Annotated in this window: 13 protein-coding genes; 11 read left to right on the top strand and 2 right to left on the bottom strand. The window is 70.2% G+C overall.

The features are described from left to right. Positions 1-223 precede the first annotated feature (223 nt). The 5 genes from H504_RS43595 to H504_RS0109355 all read left to right on the top strand — a co-directional run bounded on the left by H504_RS43595 (position 224) and on the right by H504_RS0109355 (position 5,556). Positions 224-346, top strand: coding sequence for a hypothetical protein (locus H504_RS43595; protein WP_281173606.1), 123 nt, complete (start codon positions 224-226; stop codon positions 344-346). Next, the gene (locus H504_RS0109370) at positions 343-1,377 is read left to right on the top strand and encodes an isopenicillin N synthase family dioxygenase (RefSeq protein ID WP_051385656.1); all 1,035 of its coding nucleotides are present in this window, start codon (positions 343-345) and stop codon (positions 1,375-1,377) included. Before H504_RS43595 ends, H504_RS0109370 begins: the two co-directional genes overlap by 4 nt. 165 nt (positions 1,378-1,542) lie before the next feature. Next, on the top strand, positions 1,543-2,676 hold the full coding sequence (locus H504_RS0109365) for a glycine amidinotransferase (protein ID WP_425394044.1): 1,134 nt from the start codon (positions 1,543-1,545) through the stop codon (positions 2,674-2,676). Positions 2,677-2,685: 9 nt separating this feature from the next. After that, the gene (locus tag H504_RS0109360) at positions 2,686-4,413 is read left to right on the top strand and encodes a carbamoyltransferase family protein (RefSeq protein ID WP_026422576.1); all 1,728 of its coding nucleotides are present in this window, start codon (positions 2,686-2,688) and stop codon (positions 4,411-4,413) included. A gap of 24 nt (positions 4,414-4,437) precedes the next feature. After that, positions 4,438-5,556 carry a hypothetical protein gene (locus tag H504_RS0109355; RefSeq protein WP_026422575.1) on the top strand — a complete coding sequence of 373 codons (1,119 nt, stop codon included), beginning with the start codon at positions 4,438-4,440 and terminating at the stop codon, positions 5,554-5,556. 80 nt (positions 5,557-5,636) lie between these two features. Here H504_RS0109355 and H504_RS0109350 read toward each other — a convergent pair whose 3' ends face one another. After that, complete coding sequence (locus tag H504_RS0109350; protein WP_026422574.1) at positions 5,637-5,960, bottom strand: hypothetical protein; 324 nt, start codon at positions 5,958-5,960, stop codon at positions 5,637-5,639. Between the two features lie 253 nt (positions 5,961-6,213). On the opposite strand from H504_RS0109350, the gene H504_RS0109345 reads away from it, so the two are divergent. The 3 genes from H504_RS0109345 to H504_RS0109335 are packed head-to-tail and all read left to right on the top strand — an operon-like array spanning position 6,214 to position 8,805. Beyond that, a complete protein-coding gene (locus H504_RS0109345; RefSeq protein ID WP_035303793.1) occupies positions 6,214-7,146 on the top strand; it encodes an ABC transporter ATP-binding protein in 933 nt (310 codons plus the stop codon). Beyond that, a complete protein-coding gene (locus H504_RS0109340) occupies positions 7,146-7,970 on the top strand; it encodes an ABC transporter permease (RefSeq protein ID WP_026422572.1) in 825 nt (274 codons plus the stop codon). The genes H504_RS0109345 and H504_RS0109340 overlap by 1 nt, the downstream gene beginning before the upstream one ends. A gap of 7 nt (positions 7,971-7,977) precedes the next feature. Continuing rightward, positions 7,978-8,805, top strand: coding sequence for an ABC transporter permease (locus H504_RS0109335; protein ID WP_035303822.1), 828 nt, complete (start codon positions 7,978-7,980; stop codon positions 8,803-8,805). A 30-nt stretch (positions 8,806-8,835) separates the two neighbouring features. Here the strand turns inward: H504_RS0109335 and H504_RS0109330 are convergent, their stop codons facing one another. Next, a complete protein-coding gene (locus tag H504_RS0109330; RefSeq protein WP_026422570.1) occupies positions 8,836-9,138 on the bottom strand; it encodes a hypothetical protein in 303 nt (100 codons plus the stop codon). Positions 9,139-9,282: 144 nt separating this feature from the next. Here H504_RS0109330 and H504_RS34070 point away from each other — a divergent pair, with 144 nt between their 5' ends. From H504_RS34070 to H504_RS0109315, 3 genes are read left to right on the top strand one after another with little or no spacing between them, the layout of a single operon-like run. Next, positions 9,283-10,392, top strand: coding sequence for a sensor histidine kinase (locus H504_RS34070; protein WP_157440305.1), 1,110 nt, complete (start codon positions 9,283-9,285; stop codon positions 10,390-10,392). After that, the gene (locus tag H504_RS34065) at positions 10,389-11,495 is read left to right on the top strand and encodes a hypothetical protein (RefSeq protein WP_051385654.1); all 1,107 of its coding nucleotides are present in this window, start codon (positions 10,389-10,391) and stop codon (positions 11,493-11,495) included. Before H504_RS34070 ends, H504_RS34065 begins: the two co-directional genes overlap by 4 nt. Further along, complete coding sequence (locus H504_RS0109315) at positions 11,488-12,171, top strand: response regulator transcription factor (RefSeq protein ID WP_026422569.1); 684 nt, start codon at positions 11,488-11,490, stop codon at positions 12,169-12,171. The genes H504_RS34065 and H504_RS0109315 overlap by 8 nt, the downstream gene beginning before the upstream one ends. The last annotated feature ends 965 nt before the right edge of the window (positions 12,172-13,136 follow it).

Raw genomic sequence — 13,136 nt, 5'->3', positions numbered from 1 at the left:
AACCCACACCAGACCGGACGCCTGCCGACCACCCCGGGAGAAACCCGATGAGCACACCAACCGCGGACAACCACACCGCGCCCACCAACACCCCGGCAATCAACACCAGCACCCCCGGCCAACCCCCACCCACGCCGGACCAGGCACCAGGTCGACCCGGCCGAACGCCGGTGCCGGGAACTGCTCCGCACAGCAGAACCGACCACCGCCCTCGGAAAACCCGATGACCACACCAACCGTGGACAACCACACCGCGCTCACCGAGGTCCCGGTGATCGACACCGGCACTCCGGTCAACCCCCACCACACCGGGCACCGGCCGCGCACCCCGGGAGAAACCCAATGAGCACACCAACCGCGGACAACCACACCGCGTTCACCGAGGTCCCGGTGATCGACATCGGCGCGCTGGTCAGCTCGGACCCGGATCCGGCCGCGTTGGCCGCCGTGGTCGACCGGATCGGCGCCGCCTGTCGGGATGTCGGGTTCTTCTATGTCGCCAACCACGGCATCGACGCTGCCGACAGCGCGCGGATGTTCGCCACCGCCAAGGAGTTCTTCGAGCTGCCGCTGGCCGAGAAGATGAAGATCCGGCTCGGCGGCAGCACCAACCAGTTCCGCGGCTTCGTGCCGCTCGGCGGCGAGGTCACCGCGGGCAAGACCGACTGGCACGAGTGCCTGGACCTGCAACCCCAGTGGGGCCGTGACGCCGCCAGCGCCGCGCGGGTCCGGGCACCCCGGGACGGCCACCCGCTGGACGACCCCGAGCAGTGGCCACCGGCACTGCCGGAGTTCCGCACGGTGATGACCCGCGCGTGGGACCAACTGTGGTCGGTCAGCGCGCGGATCGCCGCGGGCATGGCGCTCAGCCTTGGCCTGGCCGAGGGGTTCTTCGCCCAGTACGAGGGCGCGGAACTGTCCGACCTGCGGCTGATCCACTACCCGCCGTCCGCCCGGCCGGTCACCCCGCACGCCCCCGAGGGGGTCAGCATCGACCAGACCGACCTCGGGTTCGGCGCGCACGTCGACTACGGCTTCCTCGCCGTGCTGCAGCAAGACGGTGTCGGCGGCCTGGAGGTGCGCAACGCCGAAGGCGAGTGGATCGCCGCGCCGCACATCCCGGGCACGTTCCTGGTCAACATCGGCCTGATGATGCAGCGCTGGACCAACGACCGCTACCAGGCGACCTGGCACCGGGTGCAGATCCCCGGCGACCGCGACCGCTACTCCATCCCGTTCTTCTTCGAACCCCGCTTCGACGCCGTCGTCACCCCACTCCCGCAGTGCTGCGACGCGGACAACCCCCCGCGCTACGAACCGTGCGAGTTCGGCCCGTACGTCGTGGACCTCTTCGCCAAGGCGTACGACGGTGTGTGATCCCGCCCGCCGCCCGCCCCCTCGTCCCGGCCCGGCACCGTTCCCGGCTTGGCAGGCAGGCCACCCCCGGTGGCCGTGAGCGTTTCCCGAGAACCCAGTCCCGAAGACCCCTTGCCCGGAACCGTTGTCCACCAAGACGGAAAGCAGGCGCCAAGTATGCAGCCAGTGTCCGAGGTCGTGAACTCGTGGAACGAGTGGGACCCGCTGGAAGAGATCATCGTCGGGTCCGCTGACGGGGCGAACTTCGAGCCGACCGAGCCGGGCAACCGCCCGCAGATCCGCAACGCCGCCCCGGGGACCCCGTTCCCGACCGGCCCCAAGTCCGCCGAGCAGGTCGACCGGGCCAACGAGGAGCTCGCCGGGCTGGCCGAGGTGCTGCGGTCGCAGGGCGTACGGGTGCGCAGGCCCGCCCCGCACGACTTCAGCCAACCGGTGCGCACCCCGGACTTCGAGGTCGCCAACCAGTACTGCGCGGTCTGCCCGCGGGACGTGATGATCACCGTCGGCAACGAGATCATCGAGGCCACCATGTCCCGGCGCGGCCGCTACTTCGAGTTCGAGCCGTACCGGGAGTTGGTCTACGAGTACTGGAACGCCGACCCGCGGGTCGGCTGGACCACCGCGCCCAAGCCCTCGATGGCGAACAAGATGTACCGGGAGGGCTTCTGGGACTGGCCGCTGGCCGAGCGGCACGCCAGGATGCACGAGTTCGAGTTCTGCATCACCCAGGACGAGGTCGTGTTCGACGCCGCCGACATCAGCCGGTTCGGCCGCGACCTGATCGTCCAGGAGTCGATGACCACCAACCGGGCGGGCATCCACTGGCTGCGCAGGCACCTGGAGCCCAAGGGCTTCCGGATCCGGCCGGTGCACTTCCCGCTGGACTTCTTCCCCTCGCACATCGACTGCACCTTCGTCCCGCTGCGGCCCGGCCTGATCCTGACCAACCCGGACCGGCCGCTGCGCGAGGGCGAGGAAAAGCTGTTCCTGGCCAACGACTGGGAACTGGTCGACGTGCCGGAGCCGACCACCGGCAACGACGACATGCCCGAGTACTGCCAGTCGTCGAAGTGGTTGTCGATGAACGTGCTGAGCATCGGCCCGAACAAGGTCGTCTGCGAGGAGCGGGAGAAGCCGCTGCAGGACCTGCTGGCCAAGCTGGACTTCGAGGTCTTCACCATCCCGTTCCGGCACGTGTTCGAGTACGGCGGGTCGCTGCACTGCGCCACCTGGGACGTGCGGCGCACCGGGACCCGCGAGGACTACTTCCCCAACTCCGACTACCAACCGCTGGTCTGAGGGGCAACCATGTACATCCTCGGGGTCAACTCCGTCTACCACGAGTCCTCCGCCTGCCTGGTCCGCGATGGTGTCGTGGTCGCGGCGGCGGAGGAGGAGCGGTTCAACCGGGTCAAGCACGGCAAAGAGGCGCGCGCGGACAACCCGGACGAGCTGCCCACCAACGCCATCGAGTTCTGCCTGGCCGCGGCCGGGATCACCCCGGCCGACGTCGACCACGTGACGGTGGCGGCCGATCCGGACGTCATCGCCGACGTGCTCAAGGACGGGCTGCCGTCGCCGTGGAACAACCGGGAGAAGCAGGAGCAGTTCTTCCACAAGCTGCCCGACATCCCGCGCCGGTTCACCGAACTGGGCTTCACCGGCGAGTTCCACTGGGTCGCCCACCACACCGCGCACGCCGCGTCGGCCTACTTCGCCTCGACGTTCCCGGACTCGGCGGTGCTGATCGTCGACGCGCTCGGTGACGACGCGTTCTCCACGCGCTTCTACCACGCGCGGGGAAACAAGCTGGAGTGCGTGCAGAACGTGCGCTACCCGGCGTCGATCGGCTACCTGTGGGAGCTCGTGTCGGTCTACCTCGGCTTCGGCGTGTACGACGCGGCGAAGGTGATGGGCCTGGCCGCCTACGGTGACCCGGCCCGGTTCGCCGCCGCGTTCGACCGGCTCGCCTGGACCACGCCGGACGGCGGGTTCGACATGGCGCACGAGAAGCTGAACTTCGCCGACATCCTGTACTACCCGCCGTCGGCCGACACATCCGGTCTCGTCGCCGAACTGGGCGTCGAACCGCGGCGGCGCGGGGGCGCGTTGGAGCAGGTGCACCAGGACGTGGCCGCGGCGCTGCAGGAGAAGACGAACGAGTTGGTCCTGCACATGGCGAACCACCTGCGGCGGCTGACCGGGTCGACCCGGCTGTGCCTGGCCGGTGGGGTCGCGCTGAACTGCGTGGCCAACCAGATCGCGTTCGAGAAGTCGGACTTCACCGAGCTGTACGTGCAGCCCGCGGCGCACGACGGCGGCCTGTCGGTGGGGGCGGCGCTGCACGTGTGGAACCACGTGCTGGGGCAGCCGCGGTCGCCGGAGCTGCCGCACGCGTACTGGGGCCCGTCGTTCACCGACGAGCAGATCGCCGCCGAACTGGGCAAGCACGACGGCCTGGTCGTCGAGCGGGCGGAGGGTTTCGAGCAGGCGGTCGCCCGGCTGCTGGCGGACGGCAACGTGATCGGGTTGTTCCAGGGCGCGATGGAGCTGGGTCCGCGCGCGCTGGGCAACCGCAGCATCATCGGCGACCCGCGGCGGCGGGAGATGCGCGAAACGCTGAACCACAAGGTCAAGCACCGCGAGTACTTCCGGCCGCTGGCGCCGAGCGTGCTCGCCGAGGCGGTCGACGAGTGGTTCGAGGTCGCCAAGCCGACCAGCGCGGGCGACTACATGCTGATGGCGTACCCGGCCCGGCCGGACCGGTACGACCGGATGGGCGCGGTGCTGCACGTCGACAACACCTGCCGCATCCAGGCCGTGCGGGCCGACACGAACCCGCGGTTCCACCGGATCATCAGCGAGTTCGCGGCGCTGACCGGGGTGCCGATGGTGCTCAACACGTCGTTCAACGACCAGGAGCCGATCATCTGCACCCCGGCCGACGCGGTGCACACCTTCCTGAAGACCGAAATCGACTACCTCGCCATCGGGCCGTTCCTGGTACACAAGGAGACAAAACCGACTGGTCCGTAGACGTTCCCCACGAGGAGTCCGGCTGTGAAGATCCAGGTCCTCCAGTCCGCCGTCGCCCGCATGGTGGAAGACATCGGTGAACCCTGGCGCCCGGCGTCGGCGCACGCCCACCTCGTCTCGCGGGTGGGCGTGCCCGACCCGCTCGGTGTCCTCGTCGCCGCGCTCACCATCGCCAACCGGTACGGCCTGGTGCTCAACCAGTCGTTCCAGGACGCGGGCATCACCATCGACGACGAGTTCCGCGGCCTGCCCACCGCCGACCTGCGCCCGGAACTGGCCCAGGCGCTGCGCCCGGTCGCCCGCACCCTGGACTTCTACGACTCCGCCGACGCCCTCCAGGGCAGTGACCCTTACATCGTGTCCCTGCACGTCTCGCTCCCCCGTCTGATCACCGCCGCCCTCCGCGCCTTCCCCTCGGCGGACACCCTGAACGACCGGTTGACCGAATACCTGGCCGCCTTCACCGAACCCGCGGCCGCGCGCGCCTTCGACCCCGCCACCGCCGAGGCCGTGGCCCTGATGCGCCCCATCCAGCGCGCGACGTACTGCCCCTTCGCCCAGCGGTCGGTGCTGTGGGGCGCCCCGACCTACGACCCGGCGCGGTCGTTCACCGAGAACATGGCCGCGTCCCTCCCGACCGTCCGCGCGTTCACCCGAGCCCAGGACCGCGAGTACCTCGACGGCTACGTCTACGCCTTCCCGGTGAGCGAGTTCGGCGGCACCCTCGACGACACCGCGGCCGTGCTCCGCCGCCTCGTCGAGTACCTCTGCCGCACCCTCACCCAGTCGGGGTCGTTCGACCCCAAGGCCGCCGCCTCGCCCGACTGGTTCCTGGTCCTGGAGTCCGAGGAGACCTTCATCAGCGTCTTCTCCCCCTGCTATCCCCACACCAACTCCCGCTACTCCCACGGCGTGGACACGCACATCCTGATGATGCTGCAGCCCGAGGCCGCCGTGCTCCGCCAACTCAACCGCCGCGACTACCACCCCAGGTCCACCGCCATCCGCGACCGCTTCGCCGAACACCTCCAGCCCTACGTGTTGGCGGATACCGAGGCCGAACGCTTCCTGCTCCCCGTCAGGGCGGGCGACCCGCACCTGCCCTGGTACGACCTGGACCTGCCGGACGTCGACCGGTACTGATCCGGCCGCTCGCCGCGCGACGAACACGACCAACACAAGTCCACAAAGGACTCCCAGGAAGGTGGAGACGCCCAACACGGCTACCACCCCTGCCGAGCTGGTCTGTCGCGCGGCTCCACCATCACCGGCAGCACGTCCGCGTACGGCGTGTCGTCGAGCTCGACCCGGGCGGGCGGCGACCCGGCGAGGGTCAGCGCCCAGAAGTGGTCGACGTCCACGTTCTCGTTGCAGGCGTTGCAGGAGACGCGAACCACGCCGTCCCGTTCGCTCGCCTGCGCGCGGTAGCCGACCCGCGCCAGCGAGTGGGCACCGGTCTTGCAGGTGGCGGGCAGGATGGCGACGCGCTCACCGACGTTGCTCACGCGGTAACGGACTGCCATGTCCGGGGGGCGGTTGTCGTACATGCGGCAACCCTAGCCCAGCATCGAACAGATGTTCGCCTCCGATAACCGCAGATCACCCGTGTGGGTGGGGGTGCCCAGGAACACCGTCCACAGTGGACATCCTTTGTGGATCTAGGGGTTCGCCGCGCGGTCGGACTCGGACGCCGTCACTGTCGTACACCGTCCGATGCAGGTGGGTGAGTCACCGACCCTCGCGACGCCCGGTGTCCGCTGGTAGGGTCGTCAAGGGGGACAAGCCAACGGGGGTGCGCGCGTGCGATCGGACGAGGCCATCATCTCCGGCACGGGCCTGGTGAAGCGGTTCGCCGATTTCGAGGCGGTGCGCGGCATCGACTTCCAGGTGCGCCGGGGTGAGGCGTTCGGCTTCCTTGGCCCGAACGGCGCAGGCAAGTCGTCCACAATGCGCATGGTTTCCTGCATGTCGCCGCGCAGCGGCGGCGAGCTGCGGGTGCTGGGCATGGACCCGGACCGCAAGGGCCCGGCGATCCGGGCCAGGATCGGCGTGGTGCCGCAGCAGGACAACCTGGACCTGGAGCTGACCGTCCGGCAGAACCTGCAGGTGTACGGCCGCTACTTCGGGTTGACCCGCAAGGAGGTCAGGGCGAAGGCGGTCGAGCTGATGGAGTTCGCCCGGCTGACCGACCGCGCCGACCACGACGTGCAGCCGCTGTCCGGTGGCATGAAGCGCAGGCTGACCATCGCCCGCGCCCTGGTCAACGACCCGGAGGTGCTGCTGCTCGACGAGCCGACCACCGGGTTGGACCCGCAGGCGCGGCACCTGCTGTGGGAAAAGCTGTTCCAGCTCAAGCAGCGCGGCGTGACGCTGATCATCACCACCCACTACATGGACGAGGCCGAGCAGTTGTGCGACCGGCTGGTGGTGATGGACGGCGGCAAGATCGTCGCGGAGGGCTCGCCCGCCGAGCTGATCACCCGGTACGCCACCCGCGAGGTGTTGGAGCTGCGGTTCCCCCCTGGCGACCAGCACGCGGCGGTGGACAAGGTGCGCGATCTGGCCGAGCGGGTCGAGGTGCTGCCGGACCGGTTGCTGCTCTACACCGAGGACGGTGACGCGGCGACCACCCGCGCGCACGACCGGGGCGTGCGTCCGATCTCGACCCTGGTGCGCCGCTCGTCGCTGGAGGACGTGTTCCTCCGGTTGACCGGCCGCACCCTGGTGGACTGATGACCGCGACACTCGACCGGCCGACCGCGGCGGCGACCGGCTCCGTGGTGGGGGCCTGGCGCGCGGTGTGGCTGCGGGTGGAGGGCCGGTGGACGTGGTACCGGCGGCACTGGACGGCGAGCCTGCTCGCGTCGGGCCTGCAGCCGGTGTTGTTCCTGGCGGCCATGGGGATCGGGTTCGGTTCGCAGGTGCGCCCGGGGCCGCTGACCGACGGTGTGCCGTACCTGGCCTATGTGGCGCCGACGATCCTGGTCAGCGGTCTGATCACGGTGGGGGTCACCGAGGCGGGTCTGCCCGTGCTGTCCGGGTTCAAGTGGAAGCAGGACTACTGGGCGGTCGCGTCGTCGCCGGTGTCCTCGGGGCAGTTGTTCGGCGCGGAGCTGGTGTGGATCGCGTTGCGGCTCACCTTCGGCGCTGCCGTCTACCTGGTGGTCGCCGCCGTCGCCGGTGGTTGGACGAGCGCGGGCGCGCTGCTGGTGCCACCGATCGCGATCCTCGCGGGAGTGGCGTGCGCCGCGCCGGTGATGGCGTTCGCGGCGACGACCAAGGGCGACGGTCACGTGTTCGCGGCGGTCAACCGGTTCGTGGTGATGCCGATGACGTTGTTCGCGGGCACGTTCTTCCCCGTCGAGCGGTTGCCGCTCCCCGTGCGGCCGCTGGCGTGGATCTCGCCGCTGTGGCACGGCAACGAACTCGTCCGCGGTGCCGCGCTCGGCGGGCTGCGCTGGTGGCCCGCGCTCGGCCACCTCGCGGTCCTGGTGGCCCTGCTGGTGGTCGGGATCGCGCTCGGCCGCCGCGCCTTCCAACGCAGGCTGGTGGTCTGAGGTGCCCGTGCTGTCCATTGTGGATAACCCGCGGCGGACCGCGGTGTTGCAGCGGGTGCTGCCGTCGGGCAGTTACGTCGGCCTGGCCCGGCGGCTGGTCGAGCGGTCCGCTCTGCTGTACGCGCGGGCCTGGGTGGTGTTGCTGTCCGGCGTCTTCGAGCCGCTGTTCTACGTGCTCGCCTTCAAGATCGGTTTCGGCGCGCTGGTCCCGGCCGTCACCGGACCGGGCGGTCTGCGGCTCGAGTACGCCGCCTACGTGGCGCCCGCGCTGCTGGTGGCCTCGGCGATGAACGGCGCCGTGTCGGAGACGATGAGCATGTTCTACAAGCTCCGCTTCGACGGCCTGTACGACTCGGTGCTGGCCACCCCGCTGGGCACCTACGACGTCGCCATCGGCGAGCTGTCCTGGACGGTGCTCCGAAGTGGACTGTACGCGGTCGCGTTCTTCGCGGTGATGGCCGTGCTGGGCCTGGTCACCACGCCGTGGGCGTTGCTGCTGGTGCCGGTGGCGCTGGTGGTGTCCATGGCGTTCGCCGCGGTGGGCATGGTGTGCGCGACGCTGTTGCGGTCGTCGGCCCAGTTCGAGTACATCCACCTGCTGGTCGTGCCGATGTTCCTGTTCTCCGGCACGTTCTACTCGATCGACGTCTACCCGCTGCCGCTGCGCTGGGTCGCCGAGCTCTCGCCGCTCTACCACGGGGTCGAACTGGCCCGCGGGTTCTCGACCGGCGTGCTCGGCACCGCCATGCTCGGTCACGCCGCCTACCTGGTGGCGCTCACGGCGGTCGGCCTGTACGGCACGTCCAAGCGGATCGGCAGGCTGCTGCTGAACTGAGCCGGTTCAGCAGCAGCCCGCCAGGTCGGATCACCGGCCCGCGGCGGCCTCGATGGCCTCCATGGCGCGCACGATGACCTTGCGCGGCTCCCCGGTCTCGATGGCTTCCAGCAGTCCTTCCAACAGCGCGACGAGGCCCGCGACGAAGCCGACCCCCTCCAGTGCGGCGATCAGCCACTGCAACCCGGCGACGATGCCGGACGAGTGCGCGACCGCGACGAAGTGCTGGGCGAGCGAGACCAGGGCGCCGTGGTGGGCGGACGCGATGGCCGCCCCCTTGATGACGGCGGCGATCTTGGCGATGATCAGTGGTTCCAGGCCGGTGACGACCACGGTGTGCCTCCTGGGAGATGGGACTCCATGGCACCCAGTACAGCCGCCACCGGCGGGCGGCGAACGACACTTGTTCGACTGACAGCCGTTCAACGGACATGGCGAAACGACTCGCGTGTCCGGTTCGATCACAGGGGCGTGGCGGTGACCGAGGACGCGCAGGCGGCGATGAACCGGCTACTCGCCTGGATCGGTCCGGCGATGCGCGGGGTGACCGCGGTCGCGGGCGGGGTGGCGGCGGTGGCAGGCGCGGCGCCCCCGGTGACCCTGGGGTGGGTGGTGCCCGCGGCGTCGGTGAGCCTGGTGTGGTCGGCGGTGTTCGCGTGGGTGGCGCTGGTGCGCGGGCTGCGCGGCTGGCTGCTGGTGGTCGACATGGCGTTGACCACCGCGTTGTGCCTGCTGCAGCCGCACCTGGTGTCGCCGCCGCTGCTGTCCGGCGGGTTGAGCTGGATCGACGGCCTGACCTCGATGACCATCGTGCTGGCCAACTTCGTGTGGCGACCCGGGGTGGCGGTGCCCGCCGGGCTGCTGGTCGCGGCCGCGCACCTGGTCGGCGCCTGGTCGGCGGCACCGTGGGACACCCTGGGCATCCACCTGATCCAGGTCGCCGCGACCGCCGCCTTGATGACGCTGCTGCGCAACGCCGCGACCCTGGCCGACACCGCGCTGGCCGACCTGCGCGAGACCGAGCGCACCGCCGAGGTCATGCGGGCGCGGCGGGCCGATGAGCGCGCGCACAACCGCAAGTTGCACGACACGGTGCTGGCCACGCTGACCACTATCGGCACCCACGGTATTACCGCCACCTCACCGGCCCTACGAACACGAGCGGCCGAGGACCTAGCCGTCATCGAGGGGATGGCCGAGCCAGGTGAGCCGGACACGACCGTAGACCTACGACACCAATTGCGAGCGGTCGCTGACAAAGCTGTCGTGACAGTGGAGACGGATCTGGTGCCGTGCAAGGTGCCCGTACGCGTCGCGGTCGCGTTCGCCGACGCCGCCGCGGAGGCGTTGACGAACGTGGCTCGACACGCGGGTGTGTCCACCGCCCGACTGGAACAGCAGGGGGATTGCGCTTCCGTCGTCGTCGTGGTGTCCGACAGCGGGTCCGGGTTCGACCCGGGCACTGTTCCCCTATACCGCTACGGGGTCCGCGAGGGCATCATCGGTCGTATGCGCGCCGTCGAAGGTGACGCCACCATCACCTCCACCTCGGCGGGCACCACCATCACGCTGAGGTGGCCCGGATGAGCACCGAACCCACCGTGCTGGTCGCGGAGCGGTACGCCAGGGGCGCCACCATCGCCGCCGTGGTGATCGCCGCGTTCTGGCACCTCGGCCACGACCTGCCGGTCACCGCCGCCGACTGGTCTGTCTATAGTAGACAGTGGGCGGTGCTGGCAGGCTGGCTGCTGTACCTGCTGGTCGGGGTCGCGGGCAGCGTGCTCCTGCTGCGCGACGGTCCCCGGGCATTGGCGTGGCCGCTGGCGGTGCTGACCCTGGCGATCGACGTGCTGCTGGTGGTCGCCGCCCCGGACGAGACGATCCTGCTGCCCGCGAACTGGGCGTGGGGCTCGGTGGGCTGGCTGGCGGTCATCCTGTTCTGGCGGCACCGCGCGGCGCACCTGGTCGCGTTCGTGCTGGCCGACACGGCGCTGCTGGTGGTGGGCATGGTCCTGGTCGGCGCGTCGAGCGACCTGCAGGTGTCCCGGGCGATCATGGTGCTGCTCGGCGCGTTCACCCTGCAGCTCGGCTACAGCGTCGGCGCGCACGGCCTGGGGGTCGCCGCCGGGTGGGCGGCCCGCAGCTCCGCGGCCCGCGCCCAGGCGACCGCCCGCCGCGCGGCGGCGGAAGCGGTGGCCGCCGACCGAACCCGCCGCTACTACGAGCTGCACCGCAGTACCGCCGAACTGCTGGGTGAGCTGGCGGCGGGCGCGGACCCGGCCGACCCGGTGGTCCGGCACCGGCACGCCGCGGGCGCCGCCCGGCTGCGCAGGCTGATGGCGGAGACCGACGACGTGCCGGACCCGCTGCTGCACGAGTTGCGCGCGGGCGCCGACGTGGCCGAGCGGCGCGGTGTGGTCGTGTCGCTGTCGGTGGTCGGTACCGTCCCGGAACTCCCCGTCGACCTGCGGCGCGCGTTGACCGAGGCGCCGATCGTGGTGTTGAGCGCGGCCCGCGGCACGGCACGGGTCACGGTGGTGGCGAGCCCGGACGAGGTGGCGGTCGCGGTGGTGGCGGACGCGCCGGACGTGCGGGTGGCCGAGCACCCGGCCGTCCGGCTCACCCAGGACCGCGACGAGGACGGGCTGTGGTTGGAGACCAGGGTGGCGATTGGAGGGGCGGATGGCTGAGGACCGACCGGTGACGGTGGCGATCGTGGAGGACCACCCGGTGGTGGTGGACGGGGTGACCACCTGGATCACCGCCGACCCGGAGACCCGCGCCGAGGTGGTGGCCAGCGGCGACGACCTGGACGCGGTGCTCGCGGGCCCCGGCGGCGACGCCGACGTCATCCTGCTCGACCTGCACCTGGGCGACACCGTGGTCACCGACCGGGTGGCCGAGCTGTGCACCGCGGGCCGCCGGGTGGTCGTCTACTCGGCCATGGACGACCCGGAGACCATCCTGTCCGTGCTGGACGCGGGCGCCTCGGCGTTCCTGTCCAAGCACGAGGCCCGCGGCCACTGCGTCGACACCATCGTCGCCGTCGCCACCGACCGCCCCTACGTGACCCCGTCGGTGGCAGGTGCCCTCCTCGCCGACGAACGCGCGCCACACCTGTCGGCCCAGGAACGGACCGCGCTGCTGCTGTGGTTCCAGTCGATGTCGAAGGCCTCGGTCGCCCGCCGGATGGGCCTGAGCGAGGCCACGGTCCGCCAGTACATCGACCGCGCCCGGGTCAAGTACGCCAAGCAAGGCCGCCCGGCCCCGACAAAGACGGCGCTGCTCGCCCGCGCCATCGAGGACGGTTTAATCCGCGCCGACGAGATCCACGAGTACCGCTCCCACGCGACCCGTGGCGAGTAACGTGCCGGTGTGCCTCGACAGAACCGAGTGGACCCGGCGGGCGATCTCACTGCGACTCCGTTCCGCGGCACCCTGCTTGGCAACCGGGGCGTTCTGCACAACGCGTCGGGGGTGATTGTTCGCCGGTCCCAGGTCCGTCGGTGGATCACCTGTGAACTCGAGTTCCGTGGTCGACGGCGGCCACTCATGACGCCTGGGCGTTACACGGAGCTGTTCTTCCTGGACGAAGCTGTGGCGCTGGCGGCAGGGCATCGGCCTTGTGCGGAATGCCGGTGGGGGGATTATCAGCGTTATCGGAGCTTGTGGGCGGGGGCGCCTGCGGCTGACGAGATGGACGCGGTATTGGCACGTGAACGTGCCCTGGTTGACGGGCGGCGAGTGACCGTTGCCATGTCGAATCCGCCTACGGGTGCCTTTGTGGTCTATGACGGCGGATTTTGGGTGGTTGTGGGGGCGGGGATGCATCGGTGGGGCTTTGCGGGGTACACGGATCGGGTGCGGGTGCCTGAGGTGGTGGATGTGGTGACTCCACCGGCTACGGTGGCGGTACTGGCGGCGGGGTATGTGGCTCGGGTGGCTGTTTGAGGGCTGTCTGGGATTGTCGGTGGTGCTGGCTAGGCTGTGTATTCAGGGGCTCATGTTCAGGTTGATCATGGTTGTTGGTCGGCTGGGCGATCTTGTCGGTGGGCTTGGTTAGGCTGTGCATTTGGGGGCTTTGGGGCGGGTTGATCTTGTTTGTGGGCGGCTGGCGGATCTTGTCGGTGGGTCTGTTTAGGCTGTGTATTCGGGGGCTTTGTTGTCGGTTGATCTTGGTGTGAGGGGGCTCTGGGCCTCGGCTGCGCCTCGGGGTTCGGCCTGGTCGCCTGGCGGCGACGCCGGCCTCGGGCGCCAGATGACGCGGCTGCGCCCGCTGGGGTGAACTTGTTTTGTGTGGGGCCCCTACGGCAACCGCACGGTAAGGCTAA

The sequence above is a fragment of the Actinokineospora inagensis DSM 44258 genome, from assembly GCF_000482865.1.
GTDB classification, from domain to species: Bacteria; Actinomycetota; Actinomycetes; order Mycobacteriales; family Pseudonocardiaceae; genus Actinokineospora; species Actinokineospora inagensis.
The sequence above is the reverse complement of the archived record's forward strand: the minus strand, read 5'-3'. Positions and strand labels throughout refer to the sequence as shown.

Bases quoted from the DNA above. Each gene is read 5' to 3' on its own strand.
- H504_RS43595 (WP_281173606.1), top strand. From the start codon at position 224: ATGACCACACCAACCGTGGACAACCACACCGCGCTCACCGAGGTCCCG.
- H504_RS0109370 (WP_051385656.1), top strand. From the start codon at position 343: ATGAGCACACCAACCGCGGACAACCACACCGCGTTCACCGAGGTCCCG.
- H504_RS0109360 (WP_026422576.1), top strand. From the start codon at position 2,686: ATGTACATCCTCGGGGTCAACTCCGTCTACCACGAGTCCTCCGCCTGC.
- H504_RS0109350 (WP_026422574.1), bottom strand. From the start codon at position 5,960: ATGTACGACAACCGCCCCCCGGACATGGCAGTCCGTTACCGCGTGAGC.
- H504_RS0109340 (WP_026422572.1), top strand. From the start codon at position 7,146: ATGACCGCGACACTCGACCGGCCGACCGCGGCGGCGACCGGCTCCGTG.
- H504_RS34065 (WP_051385654.1), top strand. From the start codon at position 10,389: ATGAGCACCGAACCCACCGTGCTGGTCGCGGAGCGGTACGCCAGGGGC.
- H504_RS0109315 (WP_026422569.1), top strand. From the start codon at position 11,488: ATGGCTGAGGACCGACCGGTGACGGTGGCGATCGTGGAGGACCACCCG.